We start from the raw sequence: 19374 nt of genomic DNA on the forward strand, positions 1-19374 counted from the left end.
TTAGTATGAAAAATATAGAAAAAATAGCAATTATTGGAGCTGGCGGTTTTGGTAGAGAAGTAAAGTGTTTAATTGATGATATTAATACTAAAGAAAAACAATATGAAATTATTGGTTTTTTTGATGATAATATTAAAGTTGGAGAATTTGTTAACGGTCTAAAGAATCTAGGACCTATAGCGTCTATTAATGATATTGACTATAATTTAAACGTAGCATTAGGCATAGGTGTTCCCATAATAAAAAAGAAACTAATTTCTAGTATAAATAATAGTAACATTAAATTTCCAAATTTAATTCACCCTAATGTTATTAAATCTAACGACCACGTAGTATTAGGTGAAGGAAATATTATTTGCGCAGGTAATATTATTACTTGCAATATCAATATTCGAGATTTTGTAACACTAAATCTTTCTTGCACAGTTGGTCATGATACAACTATCAAAAATTACAGTTCATTTATGCCAAGTGTAAATATTTCTGGAGAGGTTGTAATTGAAGAAAACGTATATGTTGGCACTGGTGCTAAAATAATTAACAATTTAACAATTGGAGAAAGTACTATAGTGGGTGCTGGAGCTGTAGTTTCAAAAACCTTACCTGGAAATTGTACAGCAGTTGGTATACCAGCAAAACCAATTAAATTTCATAATTAATTATAAATATGAACTCAAAAATATGGCTATCCTCACCACATATGGGAGGCAATGAGCAAACCTATATAAAAGAAGCTTTCGATACTAACTGGATTGCACCCTTAGGTCCAAATGTAAGAGGTTTTGAAAACGATTTAGAATCCTATTTAAAGGAAGATGTAAACGTAGCCGCATTATCTTCTGGAACAGCAGCAATACATTTAGCTTTAGTACAATTAGGAGTTAGTTTAAACGATGAGGTATTATGCCAAAGCATGACATTTTCAGCATCAGCAAATCCAATTGCTTATCAAGGTGCAACACCTGTATTTATAGATAGCGAACCAGAAACATGGAACATGTGTCCTTTTCATTTAGAAACAGCAATAAAAGATAGAATTGCAAAAGGAAAAATACCTAAAGCCATTATTATAGTTCATTTATATGGCATGCCAGCTAAAATGGACGAGTTATTAGCTGTAGCTAATAAATATGAAATTCCAGTAGTAGAGGATGCCGCAGAAGCATTAGGTTCAACCTATAAAGGAAGAAAATGTGGTACGTTTGGAGATTATTCAATATTGTCTTTTAACGGTAACAAAATAATAACAACCTCTGGTGGTGGCGCAATGGTTTGTAATACTTTAAAAAAGAAACAAAATACTATATTTCTTGCCACTCAAGCAAGAGATCAAGCAGCACATTACCAACATTCTCAAATAGGTTATAATTATAGAATGAGTAATATTAGTGCAGGAATTGGTCGTGGGCAAATGGAAGTTTTAGACAAGCATATAGGTTTAAGGCGCAGCATGAATACATTTTATAAAGAGTTGTTTAAGGGTATTGATGGTGTAGTAGTGTTTACAGAACCTAACGAGCAATTGTTTTCAAATCATTGGCTAAGCTGTATTGTTATTAATAATGATGCGCCATTTACAAAAGAAGACTTATTTAATAAAATGCTTGAAGCTAATATTGAAACAAGACCACTGTGGAAACCAATGCATTTACAACCCGTATTTAAAACAGCAGCTTATTACGGAGAAAAGGTAAGTGAAACATTATTTACTAACGGTTTATGTTTGCCTAGTGGCTCTAATCTAACTCAAAAAGAAAGAGATAGAATATCTCAAGTAATCAATAGCTTAAAATAAGCTTTTTTCAAGTACACAGCGTCTAAAACTCAGTTATATTTCTATATTGTAAATATAATTAAGATATTTGTACACTAAATTAAAGCATTTTAAATGTTTAAAAAATTAAAACAAGCAGTAACTCAGGTTTTAGAATCTAGTCGAAAAAAAATAGATTTTAAAAATATAAACTACCTTCCTAGATGGGTTATTTTATGTTTTGATACACTTATACTAGCAATAGCTTTAATTAATACAAAACTTATAGTAGGCCTATTAAAAAATATAGAGTATTACTATTTTATACCTAGCGGTAAAGATTTTATTATAATAGGTATTAATGTATTGTTCTTTATTTTATTTAGAACCTATGCAGGCTTAATAAGGCACTCTACGTTTATAGATGCAGTAAAGTTCTTTCTAGCTTCAGCAGCTACATTAATAACGGCTTTAATTATAAGCTATAGCTACTTACTAATAACTGGAGTGAAAATATTTTCAGTACCAGAAATCCTAGTATATTCAATTACATCTTTTTGTGGTTTGTTTTTGTTTAGAATGCTTGTAAAACAAGTATTTGAGGTATATATAAACTATCAACATTCTGAGAACCAATTAAATGTTCTAGTCTATGGAACAAATGAAAATGCAATAGCAATAGCCAGCGCATTAAAATCTGAAAAACCATCAAGATATAAAGTTTTAGGGTTTGTAGATAAAGACGGAAAGAATAAAAGTAAAGAAATTCTAGGCTTACCAATTATCTATATTCAAAGAAAAATTGCAACAACACTTAGAGCGTATGGAGCACAAGCGTTAATAATTGCCGACAATAATTTAACTAAAGAAGAAAGTATAGCTATTGTTGATAGTTGTTTAGAATATAATTTTAAAGTCTTTCGAGCGCCGTTAATATCAGATATAGAACAAAACACAAGTCTTTCTAATCAAATTGAAAAAATTCAAATTGAAGACATTTTAGAAAGAGATCCAATTAAATTAGACAATAAACTTGTTGCTAAAGAAATTTATAACAAATGCATTTTAGTAACAGGAGGAGCAGGTTCTATAGGAAGTGAAATTGTTAGACAAGTAGCAAATTACAATCCTAAAAAACTACTTATTTTAGACAATGCCGAAACACCGTTATATCAAATTCAACACGAAATAAAATACAATTTCCCAGATATAGATTTTGAGGCAATTATTGCAGATGTTAGAAATAGAGATGTAATTGAAGAAGTCTTTAAAGAACACAAACCAAATGTTGTTTATCATGCAGCAGCCTATAAACATGTACCATTAATGGAAAGGCATCCACAAGAAGCCGTAATGGTAAACGTAATGGGTTCAAAAAACATTGCAGATTTAGCAAACGATTTTAAAGCAGAAAAGTTTGTAATGGTTTCTACAGATAAAGCTGTAAACCCAAGTAATGTTATGGGAGCATCAAAACGAATAGCAGAAATTTACGTTCAGGCGCTACAAAGGAAATTACAAAAAAAGAACAAATCTAAAACCCAATATGTAACCACTAGATTTGGTAATGTATTAGGCTCTAACGGTTCTGTAGTACCATTATTTAAAAAGCAAATTGAAGAAGGTGGACCATTAACAATAACACACCCAGATATTATAAGATATTTCATGACCATACCAGAAGCTTGCCAATTAGTAATAGAAGCAGGAGCAATGGGAAATGGAGGCGAAATATTTATTTTCGATATGGGTGAAGCAGTTAAAATAATAGATTTAGCTAAAAAAATTATTAGGTTAGCAGGCTTTACACCATACAAAGAAATAGACATTAAGGTTATAGGTTTAAGACCAGGAGAGAAACTATATGAAGAGTTACTTAACGATAAATCTGAAACGCTTCCAACTTATAACGAAAAAATAATGATAGCCAAAATAGGAAGTCATGACTACAGCGCTGTAAATAAAATGGTTATAGATTTAGCAGAAACAGCTAAAGAAGGAACCAAAAATGAAATTGTACTAAAAATGAAAGACATCGTTCCAGAATTTTTAAGTATGAACTCTTCTTTTGAAAGGTTAGACAAGAAAATAGTGTAACTTTATACGCTAATAAAAGACCCTTGTTTTAAAAAAAGTCTTATTAAAAGATTCCAAAAAAATTAAATGAAAATATCAGTAATAGGTACAGGATACGTTGGTTTAGTAACCGGAACATGTTTAGCCGAAACAGGAAACGAAGTTCTATGTATAGATATAGATAAAAGTAAAGTAGAACAAATGCAACAAGGTCATGTGCCAATTTATGAGCCACACCTTGACGTATTATTCGAAAGAAATATAAAAGCAAACCGCTTAAAATTTTCAACCAGTTTAGAAGAAGGTTTAGAGCACGGTGAAATAATTTTTCTAGCATTACCAACACCAGAAGACGAAGATGGCTCTGCAGACCTAAAATACATATTAGGAGTAGCAGATAATATAGGTAAACTAATAAAAAACTATAAAGTAATTGTAGATAAAAGTACAGTACCAGTAGGCACATCAGATAAAGTTAAACAAGCCATTGTAAAAAATGCAAAGGTAGATTTTGATGTTGTGTCTAATCCAGAATTTTTGAGAGAAGGTTTTGCTGTAGACGATTTTTTAAAACCAGAACGTATAATTATTGGCTCAAGTAGCGATAAAGCTACTGCCTTAATGGAGAAATTATACAAACCTTACGTGCGTTCAGGAAATCCAATAATTATAATGGACGAAAAATCTGCCGAGTTAACAAAATATGCTTCAAATGCTTTCTTAGCAGCTAAAATTACATTCATGAACGAGATCGCTAACTTTTGCGAAAAAGTTGGAGCAGATGTAGATAAGGTTAGAATTGGTATGGGAACAGACTCTAGAATTGGTAAACGTTTTCTTTTTCCAGGAATAGGCTATGGTGGTTCATGTTTTCCAAAAGATGTAAAAGCATTACACAAGTCTGGAAAAGACAACAACTATAATTTTCAGATTTTAGATGCTGTAATAAATGTAAATGCAAGACAAAAATTAATATTAGTTCCTAAAATTGAAAATTATTTTAATCATAATTTACAGAATAAAAATATAGCCATTTGGGGATTGGCATTTAAGCCAGAAACAGACGATATTCGTGAAGCTCCAGCTTTATATACAATAGATGCATTGCTTAAATTAGGGTGTAAAATTACAGCATTCGATCCAGAAGCAATGCCTAACGTTAAAAGAAAAATTGGAGATAAAATAAAGTATGCAGATTCTATGTACGATGCCTTAGAAAATGCCGATGCTTTAGTTATTTGTACAGAATGGAGTATTTTTAGAACACCAGATTTTGTGCAAATAAAAAGTAAAATGAAAGGTGAAATAATTTTTGATGGTCGTAATTTGTACGACATCAAAGATGTTGAAAACGAAGATTTTAAATACATATCAATAGGTAGATAAGTGAATAAAACAGTTTTAATAACAGGTGCAGCAGGTTTTTTAGGGTCCCATTTATGCGACCGCTTTCTTAAAGAAGGCTATAATGTTATTGGTATGGATAACTTTATAACTGGAGACAAAAAAAACTTAGAGCATTTAAATAGCAATTCTAAATTTAGTTTTATAAAACATGATGTAACAGAGTTTATTAAAATTGATATAGATTTAGACTATATACTTCATTTTGCGTCACCAGCAAGCCCAATAGATTATCTAAAAATTCCTATTCAAACCTTAAAAGTAGGCTCTTTAGGTACACACAACCTATTAGGCTTAGCAAAAGCAAAAAAAGCAAGACTTTTAATCGCTTCAACTTCCGAAATTTATGGAGATCCATTAGTACATCCACAAACCGAAGATTACTATGGTAATGTAAATACTATTGGACCAAGAGGCGTTTATGATGAGGCAAAACGCTTTCAAGAATCTATAACCATGGCATACCACCGTTTTCATGGCTTAGAAACGCGTATCGTTCGCATATTTAATACCTATGGACCAAGAATGAGACTCAATGACGGTCGGGTAATACCAGCGTTTATGGGTCAAGCGTTAAGAGGAGAAGACTTAACAATATTTGGAGACGGTTCACAAACAAGATCATTTTGTTATGTAGACGACCAGGTAGAAGGTATATATAGGTTACTTTTAAGCGATTATGCTTATCCTGTAAATATTGGAAACCCACATGAAATTAGTATTAAAGATTTTGCTGAAGAAATTATAAAACTAACAGGAACAACACAAAAAGTAATATATAAAGATTTACCTGTTAACGATCCAATGCAAAGACAACCAGACATTACATTGGCTAAAAAAATACTAAATTGGGAGCCAAAAGTTAATAGAGAAGAAGGCATGAAAATAACTTTTAATTATTTTAAAAATCTTAGTGAAACAGAGCTTTATAAAAGCGAGCATAAAGATTTTTCAAACTATAATTCTAAGTAGCCAATGGAGTATACAAGAGGTAGGTATTCTTGGTTGTTAAGACCATTTTTAATAATATTTGATTTAGCTGTAGTTAATATTCTTGCATTTTATTATTTCAACTTTAACGATCAAAACCTTTATTTTTTCTCTTCGGCAATATTTAATAACAAACATCTTTTATACATTCTATATTCTATATTTTTATGGATGTTAACAACATCTTTTATAAATTTTTATAGAGTTTATAGGTATACTTCAGCATTAAATATAGCATCGCTTTTAGTAAAACAATTCTTCTTATTTAGCGTTATTGTTTATGCATTTATAGGGCTTTTTAGGAGTATAAATATACAGGCATTTGTAACCTTAAAATACTTACTGTATGTTTTTGCATGTATATCATCTGTAAAACTGTTAAGTTATTATATACTAAAGTCTTATCGTTCTTATTTAAAAGGAAACTTAAGAAATGTAGTAATTATTGGTAGTAATTTTGGAGCCAAAGAATTAGAAACTATTTTTAAAAATAAAAAGCAGCTAGGCTATAATTTATTAGCCACCTTTGAAAGTAAAAAAGGAAAAGATAAAGACTTAAAACAGTGTTTTGAATTTCTTGAAGATCATAAAAACATTGATGAAATATATTGCTCTATAGACGATTTAACTGAAAATCAAGTAAATCAATTTGTAAAATATGCCAATATTAACCACTGTAATATTAAGTTTATTCCAAACACAAAAAAGCTATATACTAATAAATTAAAAACCGATTATTACAATTACCTACCTGTTTTATCTATACCTAAGGTCTCTTTAAACCAGGATGTTAATAAGTTTTTAAAACGCACTTTCGATGTGTTTTTTTCAATATTTATTATCGTATTTGTTTTATCTTGGGTATACTTAATCCTTTTTGTTTTAATAAAATTAGAATCTAAAGGACCTGTAATTTATAAGCACAAGCGTAATGGTATAAATTATAAGGAGTTTTACTGTTATAAATTTAGATCGCTAAAAACATTTAAAGAAGTTCAAGGTACTTATGTTAAGCAAAACGATTCTAGAGTTACAAGAATAGGTAAATTTATACGTAGAACAAGTATAGATGAGTTACCTCAATTTGTAAACGTTTTACTAGGAGAAATGTCTGTTGTTGGCCCAAGACCACACATGTTAAGTTATACAGAGGAATATTCTAAAAAAATAGACAAATACAATTTTATTTTTAGACATAACGTAAAGCCTGGTGTCACAGGTTTGGCTCAAGTTAAAGGCTATCGTGGAGAAATTAAAAATGACGAAGACATAGTTAACCGTGTGAAATTCGATATTTTTTACATTGAAAATTGGTCATTATTTTTAGATATAAAAATTATACTTCAAACCATATCGCATATTGTAAAAGGACAAAAAGAAGCCTATTAATTTGAAACCACTTGTTTCTATAATAACACCAATGTATAACTCTGAAGCTTTTATTTCAGAAACAATTAGCAGTGTTTTAAATCAAACCTATACTAACTGGGAGCTAATATTAATAGATGATTGCTCAACCGATAATACTATAGCCGTAGCAAGTACTTTTCAGTTAAAAAATAAAAATATACACCTTTTAAAAAACACTAAAAACGCTGGCGCTGCAATATCTCGAAACAAAGGAATTAATGTTGCAAATGGCGATTATATAGCTTTTTTAGATGCAGACGATTTGTGGAAACCAATAAAATTAGAAACCCAAATTTGTTTTATGCAAACACATAATTGCGATGTTTGCTATAGTAGCTACGAACAAATTAACGACAAGGGAAAGCCTTTAAATAAATTTGTTAAAGCCTTACCAATACTAAGTTATTCACGACTTTTAAAAAGCAACTATATTGGTAATCTTACAGGAATATACAACACTAAAGTATTAGGTAAAATTAATGCTCCAAACCTTAGAAAACGTCAAGATTGGCTTTTGTGGTTAAAAGCTGTTGAGGTTTCTAGAAAACCAGCTCAAGGCATTCAAGAGTCTTTAGCATATTATAGAGTGAGGAAAAACGCAATGTCTTCTAATAAAATAAATTTGCTAAAGCATAATTATAATGTTTATAGAAAAGGCTTAAGTTTTTCAACGCCAAAATCTATTTACTTTATGTTTCAGTTTTTATTTGAACATTTCTTAGTAAAATCTAAACAAGTTAAAACTATAAATAAGAAGTAAACTGCTTTAGTTTTCCACTTTTAGCTCGTATTAGCTTGTCTTTTTTTTCAAAAATAATAGTTAAGTTTGGTTCTAAATATTTTGAAAAAGCAGCTTTTATTTCAAGTTGTTTCTCTTCTGTAAGCAATTGTTTTGAAACATAAGTTACTTTAAAAGTGTCTTGTTTTTGTTGCTCAATAATAAATTCTTTTACAGCAGAGTTATCTTCAATAATAGTTTTGGTAACATAGTAAAAAGTTAAACCAGCAGCTTTTTTTCCGCTAGGTAAAATAGCGATATCATTGGTGCGTCCTACAAGTTTTTCTAATATAGGCTTTTGTAAGGTGCTATTTTTAGATAGCATTCCAATATCTCCCAAATCGTATCTAATAAATGGGTGTGCTTTGTTATAAAGAGATGTAACGACAACGCGACCTATTTCGCCATAAGGTAAAATATTGTCTTGTTCGTCTAATATTTCTACATACAAATCTTCATTATTTACCTGCCATTCACCATTTGGATTTTGAAAAGCAATTAATCCTAACTCGGCAGAACCATATTCGTTTACAACAGGTATTCCAAATTGGTTTTCAAGTAATTCACGGTCATCTTGAAATAACATTTCAGAAGTAACAATACACACTTTTAAACTTGGGCAAACAGTTTTTAAAACAATATTTTTTTCCTTTAAAAACTTAGCGAATTGGACAATAGAGCTAGTATAGCCATTTAAATAATCAAAAGATGTTTTACTAAATTTATTGAGGTTTTTTTCTAGCTGTTTATAACTCAAATCAAATACAGAAAACCGAAATCTATTGGCTAAAGTATCTTTAAATCGCTCTTTATAATAGCCTTTCCTGTTTAAAGGTATGCCATAAAACCGAGCTTGTTTTGAGGTGTTTAAATTTAAATTATACCAGGAAAAACGGTGTTTAAAAACAGACCAGGTTAAGGCATGAGAAAATTTATCTTTTGCAAAAATAAATGGTGTGCCAGAAGAGCCAGAGGTTTTACTTACATGGCAATTATTTTTTGTATAACCACTAGATAACCTGTTATATAATGGCTCTTGTAAATCTTTTTTTGTTAATACAGGAAGCGCATCCCATTGGTTGGTATTGTAAGTTTTAGTTAACCGTTTATAAAACGCATTATGTTCAAGATGATAACTTACTATAGCTTGTTTTTGTTGCGCTATATAATTTACAATTTCAGTTTCATTTAACTGCTTAATCTCTTTAAAAAGGTGATTAGTTTCCTTAATAGGAAACCTTTTTAATTTTAAACTGAGGTCAAATAAATTCAAAAGAAAAAATTATAAATATGTTTTTGTAAAGTAAATAATTATTTTTGCCAAAACAACTACAACCAATGAACATTTTAGTACTAGGATCTGGCGGAAGAGAACACACAATCGCATGGAAGCTTGCACAAAGCGATAACTGTAGAAATTTATACGTTGCACCAGGAAACTCTGGAACGGCATCTATAGCAACAAATGTGCCTGTAAATGTAACAGACTTTAAAGCGATTAAAGAAATAGTTTTAAACAATAACATTGCAATGGTAGTTGTTGGGCCAGAAGATCCGTTGGTTCAAGGCATTCACGATTTCTTTTTAGAAGACGAAGCGCTAAAAAATGTAGCTGTAATTGGGCCGCAAAAAGCAGCAGCAGAATTAGAAGGCAGTAAAGAGTTTGCAAAAGAATTTTTATACAAACACAATATACCAACAGCTGCTTATAAAAGTTTTAATGCAGAAACCGTGGAAGATGGTTATGCTTTTTTAGAAACTCTAAAACCGCCTTATGTTCTTAAAGCAGATGGTTTAGCAGCAGGAAAAGGAGTAGTAATACTTGAAGATATAAACGAAGCTAAAACCGAGTTAAAAGCAATGTTAGTAGATGCTAAATTTGGAAACGCAAGTACAAAAGTAGTTATCGAAGAGTTTTTAGACGGTATAGAACTAAGTTGTTTTGTTTTAACAGATGGTAAAAACTATAAAATTTTGCCAACAGCTAAAGATTATAAGAGAATTGGTGAAGGCGATACTGGTTTAAATACTGGCGGAATGGGAGCTGTTTCTCCTGTCCCTTTTGCAGATGGTACTTTTATGGCAAAAATAAAAGACCGTATTGTAGAGCCAACAATTAACGGGTTGCAAAAAGATAATCTTCCATATAAAGGGTTTGTTTTTATAGGTTTAATTAAAGTAGGAAACGATCCTTATGTTATAGAATACAATGTACGTTTAGGTGATCCTGAAACCGAAGTTGTTTTACCGCGTTTAAAAAACGATTTGGTAGAAGTATTTCAAGCAATAGCAAACCAAACGTTAGATACTATTACAATTGAAATAGACGAACGTGCAGCTACAACTATTATGTTAGTCTCTGGTGGTTATCCTGAAGCTTATGAGAAAGGAAAAGAAATTTCTGGATTAGATGCTATAGAAGGCTCAATAGTTTTTCATGCAGGAGCACAAGAAAAAGATGGTAAAATTGTAACCTCTGGAGGTCGCGTAATGGCCGTTACAAGTTATGGCGAAACGTATAAAGAGGCCATAAAAAAATCTTATCAAAATATAGAAAAACTACACTTTGATAAGATGAATTATCGAAACGATATTGGTTTCGATTTAAGCTAATTTATTATAAATAAGAGTGAGAAGAGATAGATTTGTCTTCTTCATTGTTATTGTTAAATTTTTGTAATTGTAAAATCCAATACACCATTGCTACAGCTCCAATTAGCATAAAAAACCAGTTTATACCATTAGCTAAAAACCAATTTTCTAATTCTAAAGCTCTTAATCCATCAAGTGGAGCAAAGGCAACATTTACAAAAAAGTCTTGAATGGCGTAGAATATATCTTTCATTTTAATATTTTTAAATTGTAAACCTAGTAAAAACTTGGTTTAGAGTAGTAATTTTATAAAGCAAAAATACAAAAACTGATAATGATTACAAGTATTTTTAGTAAATCTAAACCAATTAATTTTTTAATTGTTTTTTTAGTTTCTCTTTTAGCCATTTTTATTGCTATAAATAAATATGCTGCATTAGAGGTGGTTTCTAATAATTATACTGTTTTAGCAACAACATTGGTATGCTTATTTCTAACAGCATTAGTAATAGATTTTATAGTTACAAAAAACACGCTATCTCAAAAACAAAACTTAGAAACTATTGTTTTTTGTTTATTGTTATTTGCTGTGCCTCAGGTATTTTTAAATTATAAAATTGTTATCGCTAACCTTTTGTTTTTATTAGCATTAAGAAGGTTGTTAAGTCTTAGAACACAAAAAGATGTTGAAAAAAAGCTGTTTGATGCTTCTGTATTAATAGCTTTAGCAAGTATTTTTCATTTTTGGTGCATTTTGTTTTTACCATTAATTTATATCACTATGCTTTTTTATACAATTACAGATATAAAAAAATGGGCAATCCCGTTGTTAGGTGTTTTTTCAGTAGTTATAGTAGCAATTACTTATTCTTTATTAGTAAACAATAATTTCTTTTCGGCGTTATATATAAATCCCGCCGTTAGCATTAATCTTAATGCCTATAACTCAATACAATTTATAGTGGTAATAACCATGTTGTTATCGTTAGGTTTATGGTCTTCGGTTTTCTTTTTAAATACTATTAAAAAAAAGAAAAAAACTTTTAGACCATCTTATAAAGTTGTGTTTGTTAGTTGTTTAATTGCATTACTTATAGCGATTATTACACCTATTAAAACAGGAAATGAATTCTTGTTTTTATTTGCACCATTAAGTATAGTAATTTCTAATTATATTGAAATTATTGAAGAAAAATGGTTTAAAGAAATGTTTTTTATAATACTTGTAGTAGTACCAATTATATTATTGCTGTAATTTTTGGCCAAATGCTAAATCACCAGCATCACCTAAACCAGGCACTATATATCCTTTGTCGTTTAAATTCTCATCTATTGCGGCAATCCATAAATGGGTATTGTTTGGAAAATACTGTGTTGCAAAATCTACACCTTCTTGAGCACCAATTACAGCTGCTAAATGTATTTCCTTTGGAGTTCCAAAAGGTTTTAAAGCTTCAAAAGTGGCAAGTAATGATTGTCCAGTAGCAATCATTGGATCTGCTAAAATAAGTGTCTTACCCTCAAGATCTGGACAAGCCAAATATTCTACAATAATTTCAAAACTTTCTGGGTTTTGTAAATGATGGCGGTAAGCAGATATAAATGCATTTTCTGCAGTATCAAAATAATTTAATAAACCATTATGTAAAGGAACTCCAGCTCTTAAAATAGAACACAAAACAACTTCATTGTTATAAACTTCAACATTAGTTTTTGCTAAAGGTGTTTCTATAGTTTTACTCGTGTAGGTTAAGGACTTACTCATTTCGTATCCTAAAATTTCACCAATACGTTCAATATTTCTTCTAAAGCGCATACTGTCTTTTTGGATATTAACATCTCGAATCTCAGCAATAAAGGTGTTTAAAATAGAATTTTCCTTAGTTAAATTATGTATCTGCATTGTGTTTAAACTATATAATGTAAATGGTAAAGTTAAATATTTATACGTAGTTTTGCCTAAATTAAAATAAACCTTATGTTTTCAAGTAAAGCTAATGCGATTTTTCAAGAAGTAATTGAAAAATATCACGAAATAAATACAGTAAATCAACCATTTGTAAATAAGTATGATGAAAAATCTAACTTATTAGAACATCTTTTATATAGAAAATGCTGGATTGATACTGTGCAATGGCATTATGAAGATATTATACGCGACCCACAAATAGATCCTGTTGCAGCACTAAAATTAAAGCGCCAAATAGATGCTTCTAACCAAGATAGAACAGATATGGTTGAGTATATTGATAGCTATTTTTTAGAAAAATATAAAGACATTACTGCAAAAAGTGATGCAACAATTAATACCGAAAGTCCTGCTTGGGGAGTTGACAGGTTATCTATTTTAGCCTTAAAAGTTTATCATATGGAAGAAGAAGCAACTCGTGAAGATGCTACAGATGCCCATAAAAGTGCTTGCCAGGCCAAATTAAATATTTTACTTGAGCAACGTGTAGATTTATCTACGGCTATAGATACTTTATTAAATGATATTAGTAATGGCGATAAATACATGAAAGTGTATAAGCAAATGAAAATGTATAATGACGATGAACTTAATCCTGTATTAAGAGGGCAAAAATAATTTGCTTTTAGTAGCTTGATAAGTTCGTAATTTTTTTAAATGCCAAAACCTAAGCACATTCTGGTTATTAGACTCTCTGCAATGGGAGATGTAGCAATGGCTGTGCCTGTTTTACGTGCTTTTAGTAAACAATATCCAGACATAAAACTTACCGTTTTAACACGAGCATTTTTTAAACCTTTTTTTAGAGATTTAAAAAATGTAACTGTTTATGAGGCAGATTTAAAAGGAAAGCATAAAGGTGTATTAGGGCTTTATAAACTTTCAAAAGAGTTAAAGGCTTTAAATGTATCTCAAGTAGCAGATTTACACAACGTACTTAGAACACATATTTTAAAGATCTTTTTCTTCGGAAAAACATTTAAACAAATAGATAAAGGCCGAAACGATAAAAAAGCATTAGTAGAAGGGAAAGTTTTTGAACAGCTAAAAACAACTCACGAACGTTATGCAGATGTATTTAGAGGTTTGGGTTATTCATTATCATTAGAAAATCCAGACTTTCCAAAGCAATCTAACTTATCTCAAAACATTCAGGACGTTTTAGGTAGCGATAATAAAAACTGGATTGGTATTGCACCATTTGCGCAATATGAATCTAAAATGTATCCTTTAGATTTAATGGAACGTGTTATTGCTTCATTGTCTAAAAAACACAAAATAATCTTGTTTGGTGGTGGCAAAAAAGAAATTAAAGTTCTTAATGGGTTTCAAAATAAGTATAGTAATGTAGTTAACCTTGCAGGAAAGTTAAACCTTAGTCAAGAACTAGATGTTATTTCTAATCTTGATGTTATGTTGGCAATGGATTCTGGTAATGCTCATATAGCTGCAATGCTAGGTATAAAGGTAATTACAGTATGGAATGTTACACATCCTTATGCAGGTTTTATGCCATATAATCAACCAAAGGAGTATGCTATAACTGCAAATAGAGAACAATTTCCATTAATACCAACTTCTATTTATGGCAACAAGTATCCAGAAAAGTATAAGGACGCAGCAAGGACAATTGCGCCAGAAACAATAGTTAGTAAAATTGAAACAATACTATAATAAAAAAAGCCTCATTAAAAAATGAGGCTTCTGTTTTTTACAACAATTATCGTTATCCCTTAAACTAACAAAATATATATGTTATAAACTATATTCAAATATACTTTGGAGTAAAGTTGTTCATGGTTTTTAAAATTCAAAAAACGAGAAACTTCGACTAAAAGTAAATTAAATCGATTAAAAACAATGTTTGTGTTTAAACATCATCATAATCAACCACAATTTTAGAACTTGTAGGCTGTGCTTGGCAAGTTAAAATTAAACCCTCGGCAACTTCATTGTCTGTTAAAATATTGTTTTGTCTCATAGTTGCTGTACCTTCTGTAACCCTAGCAATACAACTACTGCAAATACCACCTTGACAAGAGTATGGCGCATCTAAGTCTTTTTCTAGAGCAGCTTCTAATATGGTTTGCTTTTGTGACATAACAAAAGATTCTTCTTCGTCATCAACTAAAACTGTAATATTAGTTTCACCAGTATTTATTGTACTAATAATTGGTTCTGGTGTAGCCACCTTAAAAAGTTCAAAAAATATCGAATCTTCGGTAATATTGTTTTCAGCTAAAACATCTTTTACTGTATGTATCATTGCTTCTGGACCACAAAGGTAAAAAGCATCAATAGTAGTATGTTTATATTTATTTTTTACAATAAGGTTTACAGTGCTTTTTTCAATGCGTCCAAATAAGGCATCTGGTTCTTGAGATTGGCTAAAAACAAGCTGCACATCAAAACGTGCTTTATATTCATGATGTAGTTGTAATAATTCGTCTAAAAACATGGTGTCATTAGTCGTTTTATTACCATAAACTAATACAAAAGTACTGTTTGGTTCTTCTTCTAAAACCGTTTTAGCTATACTTAAAACAGGAGTTATACCACTACCAGCTGCAAAAGCTGCAATAGTTCTGGTTTTAGTAGCATCTGGATTAAAAATAAAACGGCCTTGAGGTTCTGCAACCTCTAGTGTATCACCAATTTTTAAATCGTTATTTGCAAATTTTGAAAATGTACCGTTTTCAACCGCTTTAACAGCAACAGTTATTTCGCCACTTTTTGGAGACGAACACAAAGAGTAATCTCTTCGTACTTCGGTACTATTTATTTTCGCCTTTAATGTTATGTACTGTCCAGCAATAAAATTAAATTGTTGTTTTAAGTTCTCTGGTATAGAAAAAGTTAAACTAACAGCATCTTTAGTTAGCTGTTGTATATTTTTTATTGATAATTTATGAAATTGAGCCATCGCTTATTTTTTTTGTAAAAATAGTGAAGCTAAAAGAGTTTATAAATCAATTAAGGAAAAAATAATACATAAGCATTTTATGCATAAGAAATTTATGTATATTTGTTTTATGAGTAATTCTAAATTATATAAAGGTAGTTTAACTACAATTATTTTAAAGCTTTTAAACGAAAATGATAAAATGTATGGTTACGAAATTACCCAAAAGGTAAAAGCGTTAACTAAAGGCCAACTTAAAATTACAGAAGGCGCATTGTATCCTGCTTTGCATAAATTAGAAGCAGAAGGTTTACTAAGTGTTGAGGTGAAAAAAGTAGATAACCGTTTACGTAAATACTACAAAATAACAGAAAGCGGAGAAAAGGAAACTACCAACAAATTAGATGAATTAGCAGAGTATATAAAAACAATGCAAGCTTTGGTGAACCCAAAATTAGCCTAATTACATGCAAAAAATAAACAATGAACAAATTGAAGAATTGTATGCTTTTACAAGAAATCACTTTGTAGAGTATTACGATTTACAAACCGAATTAGTAGACCATTTGGCTAACGATATTGAAGCTATGTGGGAAAAACAACCTGAACTTAATTTTGAAGACGCCAAAAATGCAGCTTTTAAAAAATTTGGAGTGTTTGGTTTTTTAGAGCCTATAGAGCAAAAACAAAAAGCCATGGGTAGACGTTATAGAGGTTTTTTATGGAACGAGTTTAAAGCCTGGTTTACCTTACCAAAAGTGGTGTTTACGCTCTTAATTTTTGTGATTTTTTACACAGCATTTTCTTCTGTTTATGTAAAGTATTTTTCTATTACTTTTTATTTAGGTATAGCTATTTGGAGTATATACAGAACCATACAGTTAAATAGAGTTTTTAGACGCAGAAAAGAAAAGTGTAATAAAAAATGGATGATGGAAGAGATGATATTTAAACAAGCAGGAGGAACACTTTTAGTTTTTATGTCTCAAATACATACATTTTATAACCTATCAGAAAGTTTTACTCTTAATGCATATACCGTTGCTGGTTTAGCCACAGTATTTACTATTCTATTTTTGGTAAGCTATATAAGTTTTCAATTACTACCAGAAAAGGCCGAAGAACTTTTAAATAAAACGTATCCGGAATATTCTTTGTAACAAAAAGGCGTTTAAACATACTTATAGGCTAAACCAAACCAAAAACTATGTTTAAAAAATTTATTAGTCTGGAGTGGAAACAGTTTTTTCGCTCTGCAAATTTTGGAAAAAGTATAGGCATTAAAATATTTATGGGCTTCCTAGCCTTATATTTTATTGTCGTTTTTCTAGTTATGGGCTTTGCTTTGTATCCAGGACTTAAAGAACTCTATCCAGATGGCAATCCATTTATAATAGTAAATAGTTTTATTTTCTTTTGGGTTTTGGCCGATTTAATGATTAGGTTTTTCTTTCAAAAATTACCGGTAATGAGTGTAAAACCATTGTTAACCTTACCAATAAACCGTAGTAAAATTGTAAATTATGTTTTAGGAAAATCGGTAATTTCATTCATGAATTTTCTACCGTTTTTTGCAATAATTCCTTTTAGTATTGTTCTTTTATTTAATGATTATAATTCTGGAGTTGTAGTAACATGGATGTTAATAATGCTATTAATAATACTCATTAATAATTTTTTAAATTTTATTATTGAAAGTTATTCTTCTGAAACCGAACTTTCCTTTCTGCCAATAATTGTTTTAGTTGGTGGTTTATATGCTTTAAATTTTTTCGAGATTATTAATATAGCCGATGCTTTAGGAAATGGCATTTTAGCAATTACCGAAAACCCATTTTTTTTACTTGTATTATTATCTGTCTTAATAGGCTTGTATTTTTTTAATTTTAAAATTCTTAGAAAAAAATTATTTCTGGACGCTTCGTTAAAAACAAATATTAAGGAAGTAAAAACGTCTAATATGGGATGGACAAAACGCTTTGGAGACATTGCACCATTCATGCAATTAGATATTAAATTAATTTTGAGAAATAAACGTTCAAAATCATCGGTATGGATGTTAGTTATGGGACTTTTATATGGTTTATTTTTCTATCCGCAACCAATATATCAAGACATGCCAGTGGTTTTTGGTTTCGTGGGAATATTTGTAACAGGAATCTTTTTAATAAATTTTGGTCAATTTATCCCAGCTTGGGACAGTAGCTATTATAAAATGCTAATGAGCCAAAATTTAAAGTACGAGCAATATTTAAAATCTAAATACACTTTAATGGTTATGAGTGTTTTTATAATGTTTGTATTAAGTATTCCTTATGTATATTTTGGATGGAAAATTTTAGCAGCACATTTTGCAGCAGCCATTTATAATGTAGGTGTAAATTCTTATGTAATTTTAATAGGAGGCTCTTACAACCGTAAAAAAATTAATTTAAATGAGCGCGCAGCATTTAATTTTCAAGGTACAGGCGCAGTACAATGGCTAATTGGTATTCCATTAATGTTATTTCCTGTAGCTATATTTTCAATATTTTATTTCTTTATAAATTTCGAAGCAGGTTTAATTGCTTTAGCAGGATTAGGATTAACAGGTATAATATTTCATCAAAAACTAATGAAATTTATTACCAAAAAATATCTAGCCTCTAAATACGAAATGATAAGCGCTTTCGATCAAGAAAACTAACCAACACCACTAAAATTAAAGATTATGATAACGACATCAAACCTTTCAAAAACATATAATAACAATACCGTTTTAAAAATTGATAATTTAGAAATACCTAAAGGACAAAGTTTTGGTCTTGTAGGTAATAACGGAGCAGGAAAAACAACATATTTTAGTTTGCTACTAGATTTAATAAAACCTACTACAGGACATATTAAAAATAACGATGTGTTAGTAAGTGAAAGTGAAGATTGGAAACCATTTACTTCTGCCTTTATAGACGAAAGCTTTTTAATTGGCTACCTAACTGCCGAAGAGTATTTTTATTTCATAGGAGAACTTCGTGGTCAAAACAAACAAGATGTAGATAATTTGGTTGGTGAATTTAAAGATTTCTTTCATGGCGAAATTCTTCAGCAAAAAAAATACCTTAGAGATTTAAGTAAAGGAAACCAAAAGAAAGCAGGAATTGTTGCAGCTTTAATAGGTAATCCAGAAGTTATAATTCTTGATGAACCTTTTGCAAACCTAGATCCAACAACACAAATTAGGTTAAAAGCTATAATTAAAGATTTAGCCGAAAAACGAGGCGTTACCGTATTAATTTCTAGTCATGATTTATTACATGTAACAGATGTTTGCGAACGTATTGTAGTGTTAGAAAAAGGAGAAGTAGTTAAAGATTTAGCAACAAGTGAAGCGACTTTAAAGGAGTTGGAAGCGCATTTTACTGGAAGTGTTGAGGTGTAAAAAAAAAGGTTTTTGTAGCGATTTATAACGAAAATTTAAGCACCTATTTCTTGATTTTCTCTTGTTTTCTACCAAAAACTCA

19 protein-coding genes are annotated in these 19374 nt (G+C 30.1%); 15 read left to right on the forward strand and 4 right to left on the reverse strand.

Features of this window, described 5'->3' with window-relative positions; all coding sequences use genetic code 11:
- Positions 1 to 5: 5 nt before the first annotated feature.
- The 7 genes from LACAL_RS05265 to LACAL_RS05295 all read left to right on the forward strand — a co-directional run bounded on the left by LACAL_RS05265 (position 6) and on the right by LACAL_RS05295 (position 8393).
- The gene (locus LACAL_RS05265; RefSeq protein WP_013869672.1) at positions 6 to 659 is read left to right on the forward strand and encodes an acetyltransferase; all 654 of its coding nucleotides are present in this window, start codon (positions 6 to 8) and stop codon (positions 657 to 659) included.
- An 8-nt stretch (positions 660 to 667) separates the two neighbouring features.
- Positions 668 to 1795, forward strand: a complete 1128-nt coding sequence (locus LACAL_RS05270) for a DegT/DnrJ/EryC1/StrS aminotransferase family protein (protein ID WP_013869673.1) — start codon at positions 668 to 670, stop codon at positions 1793 to 1795.
- A 93-nt stretch (positions 1796 to 1888) separates the two neighbouring features.
- A complete protein-coding gene (locus LACAL_RS05275) occupies positions 1889 to 3850 on the forward strand; it encodes a nucleoside-diphosphate sugar epimerase/dehydratase (protein WP_013869674.1) in 1962 nt (653 codons plus the stop codon).
- A 66-nt stretch (positions 3851 to 3916) separates the two neighbouring features.
- Positions 3917 to 5215, forward strand: coding sequence for a UDP-glucose/GDP-mannose dehydrogenase family protein (locus LACAL_RS05280; protein WP_013869675.1), 1299 nt, complete (start codon positions 3917 to 3919; stop codon positions 5213 to 5215).
- Complete coding sequence (locus tag LACAL_RS05285) at positions 5216 to 6205, forward strand: UDP-glucuronic acid decarboxylase family protein (RefSeq protein ID WP_013869676.1); 990 nt, start codon at positions 5216 to 5218, stop codon at positions 6203 to 6205. It abuts the gene before it with no gap.
- A gap of 3 nt (positions 6206 to 6208) precedes the next feature.
- Positions 6209 to 7612: an exopolysaccharide biosynthesis polyprenyl glycosylphosphotransferase gene (locus LACAL_RS05290; RefSeq protein ID WP_013869677.1), complete on the forward strand. Its 1404-nt coding sequence runs from the start codon at positions 6209 to 6211 to the stop codon at positions 7610 to 7612.
- Between the two features lies 1 nt (position 7613).
- On the forward strand, positions 7614 to 8393 hold the full coding sequence (locus tag LACAL_RS05295; protein WP_013869678.1) for a glycosyltransferase family 2 protein: 780 nt from the start codon (positions 7614 to 7616) through the stop codon (positions 8391 to 8393).
- Here LACAL_RS05295 and LACAL_RS05300 read toward each other — a convergent pair.
- The gene (locus LACAL_RS05300; RefSeq protein ID WP_013869679.1) at positions 8377 to 9684 is read right to left on the reverse strand and encodes a phenylacetate--CoA ligase family protein; all 1308 of its coding nucleotides are present in this window, start codon (positions 9682 to 9684) and stop codon (positions 8377 to 8379) included. The two genes, LACAL_RS05295 and LACAL_RS05300, sit on opposite strands and share 17 nt — an antisense overlap.
- 65 nt (positions 9685 to 9749) lie before the next feature.
- Between LACAL_RS05300 and purD the strand changes: the two genes are divergently transcribed.
- Positions 9750 to 11024: a phosphoribosylamine--glycine ligase gene (purD, locus tag LACAL_RS05305; protein ID WP_041301725.1), complete on the forward strand. Its 1275-nt coding sequence runs from the start codon at positions 9750 to 9752 to the stop codon at positions 11022 to 11024.
- A 4-nt stretch (positions 11025 to 11028) separates the two neighbouring features.
- Here the strand turns inward: purD and LACAL_RS05310 are convergent, their stop codons facing one another.
- A complete protein-coding gene (locus LACAL_RS05310) occupies positions 11029 to 11256 on the reverse strand; it encodes a hypothetical protein (RefSeq protein ID WP_013869681.1) in 228 nt (75 codons plus the stop codon).
- An 81-nt stretch (positions 11257 to 11337) separates the two neighbouring features.
- Between LACAL_RS05310 and LACAL_RS05315 the strand changes: the two genes are divergently transcribed.
- Positions 11338 to 12258: a DUF6427 family protein gene (locus tag LACAL_RS05315; RefSeq protein WP_013869682.1), complete on the forward strand. Its 921-nt coding sequence runs from the start codon at positions 11338 to 11340 to the stop codon at positions 12256 to 12258.
- Here the strand turns inward: LACAL_RS05315 and upp are convergent.
- Positions 12247 to 12906: a uracil phosphoribosyltransferase gene (upp, locus tag LACAL_RS05320; RefSeq protein ID WP_013869683.1), complete on the reverse strand. Its 660-nt coding sequence runs from the start codon at positions 12904 to 12906 to the stop codon at positions 12247 to 12249. The genes LACAL_RS05315 and upp overlap by 12 nt on opposite strands.
- A 75-nt stretch (positions 12907 to 12981) precedes the next feature.
- On the opposite strand from upp, the gene LACAL_RS05325 reads away from it, so the two are divergent.
- Positions 12982 to 13590, forward strand: a complete 609-nt coding sequence (locus LACAL_RS05325) for a DUF4254 domain-containing protein (protein ID WP_013869684.1) — start codon at positions 12982 to 12984, stop codon at positions 13588 to 13590.
- A gap of 39 nt (positions 13591 to 13629) precedes the next feature.
- On the forward strand, positions 13630 to 14646 hold the full coding sequence (locus LACAL_RS05330; protein ID WP_013869685.1) for a glycosyltransferase family 9 protein: 1017 nt from the start codon (positions 13630 to 13632) through the stop codon (positions 14644 to 14646).
- A 196-nt stretch (positions 14647 to 14842) separates the two neighbouring features.
- On the opposite strand, the gene LACAL_RS05335 is transcribed toward LACAL_RS05330, so the two are convergent.
- On the reverse strand, positions 14843 to 15895 hold the full coding sequence (locus LACAL_RS05335) for a ferredoxin--NADP reductase (RefSeq protein WP_013869686.1): 1053 nt from the start codon (positions 15893 to 15895) through the stop codon (positions 14843 to 14845).
- A 109-nt stretch (positions 15896 to 16004) separates the two neighbouring features.
- On the opposite strand from LACAL_RS05335, the gene LACAL_RS05340 reads away from it, so the two are divergent.
- The 4 genes from LACAL_RS05340 to LACAL_RS05355 are packed head-to-tail and all read left to right on the forward strand — an operon-like array spanning position 16005 to position 19292.
- Positions 16005 to 16337, forward strand: coding sequence for a PadR family transcriptional regulator (locus LACAL_RS05340; RefSeq protein WP_041301299.1), 333 nt, complete (start codon positions 16005 to 16007; stop codon positions 16335 to 16337).
- Between the two features lie 4 nt (positions 16338 to 16341).
- Positions 16342 to 17034 (forward strand): hypothetical protein, encoded by a 693-nt coding sequence (locus LACAL_RS05345; protein WP_013869688.1) that lies wholly within the window; start codon positions 16342 to 16344, stop codon positions 17032 to 17034.
- A 47-nt stretch (positions 17035 to 17081) separates the two neighbouring features.
- Positions 17082 to 18560, forward strand: coding sequence for a DUF5687 family protein (locus LACAL_RS05350; protein WP_013869689.1), 1479 nt, complete (start codon positions 17082 to 17084; stop codon positions 18558 to 18560).
- Positions 18561 to 18584: 24 nt separating this feature from the next.
- Positions 18585 to 19292, forward strand: coding sequence for an ABC transporter ATP-binding protein (locus LACAL_RS05355; RefSeq protein ID WP_013869690.1), 708 nt, complete (start codon positions 18585 to 18587; stop codon positions 19290 to 19292).
- The last annotated feature ends 82 nt before the right edge of the window (positions 19293 to 19374 follow it).

This window comes from Lacinutrix sp. 5H-3-7-4 (assembly GCF_000211855.2).
GTDB lineage: Bacteria > Bacteroidota > Bacteroidia > Flavobacteriales > Flavobacteriaceae > Lacinutrix.

Coding starts and splice junctions, on each gene's coding strand:
- LACAL_RS05265 (WP_013869672.1), top strand. CDS start 6: ATGAAAAATATAGAAAAAATAGCAATTATTGGAGCTGGCGGTTTTGGT.
- LACAL_RS05270 (WP_013869673.1), top strand. CDS start 668: ATGAACTCAAAAATATGGCTATCCTCACCACATATGGGAGGCAATGAG.
- LACAL_RS05275 (WP_013869674.1), top strand. CDS start 1,889: ATGTTTAAAAAATTAAAACAAGCAGTAACTCAGGTTTTAGAATCTAGT.
- LACAL_RS05280 (WP_013869675.1), top strand. CDS start 3,917: ATGAAAATATCAGTAATAGGTACAGGATACGTTGGTTTAGTAACCGGA.
- LACAL_RS05290 (WP_013869677.1), top strand. CDS start 6,209: ATGGAGTATACAAGAGGTAGGTATTCTTGGTTGTTAAGACCATTTTTA.
- purD (WP_041301725.1), top strand. CDS start 9,750: ATGAACATTTTAGTACTAGGATCTGGCGGAAGAGAACACACAATCGCA.
- LACAL_RS05310 (WP_013869681.1), bottom strand. CDS start 11,256: ATGAAAGATATATTCTACGCCATTCAAGACTTTTTTGTAAATGTTGCC.
- LACAL_RS05315 (WP_013869682.1), top strand. CDS start 11,338: ATGATTACAAGTATTTTTAGTAAATCTAAACCAATTAATTTTTTAATT.
- upp (WP_013869683.1), bottom strand. CDS start 12,906: ATGCAGATACATAATTTAACTAAGGAAAATTCTATTTTAAACACCTTT.
- LACAL_RS05325 (WP_013869684.1), top strand. CDS start 12,982: ATGTTTTCAAGTAAAGCTAATGCGATTTTTCAAGAAGTAATTGAAAAA.
- LACAL_RS05330 (WP_013869685.1), top strand. CDS start 13,630: ATGCCAAAACCTAAGCACATTCTGGTTATTAGACTCTCTGCAATGGGA.
- LACAL_RS05335 (WP_013869686.1), bottom strand. CDS start 15,895: ATGGCTCAATTTCATAAATTATCAATAAAAAATATACAACAGCTAACT.
- LACAL_RS05340 (WP_041301299.1), top strand. CDS start 16,005: ATGAGTAATTCTAAATTATATAAAGGTAGTTTAACTACAATTATTTTA.
- LACAL_RS05345 (WP_013869688.1), top strand. CDS start 16,342: ATGCAAAAAATAAACAATGAACAAATTGAAGAATTGTATGCTTTTACA.
- LACAL_RS05350 (WP_013869689.1), top strand. CDS start 17,082: ATGTTTAAAAAATTTATTAGTCTGGAGTGGAAACAGTTTTTTCGCTCT.
- LACAL_RS05355 (WP_013869690.1), top strand. CDS start 18,585: ATGATAACGACATCAAACCTTTCAAAAACATATAATAACAATACCGTT.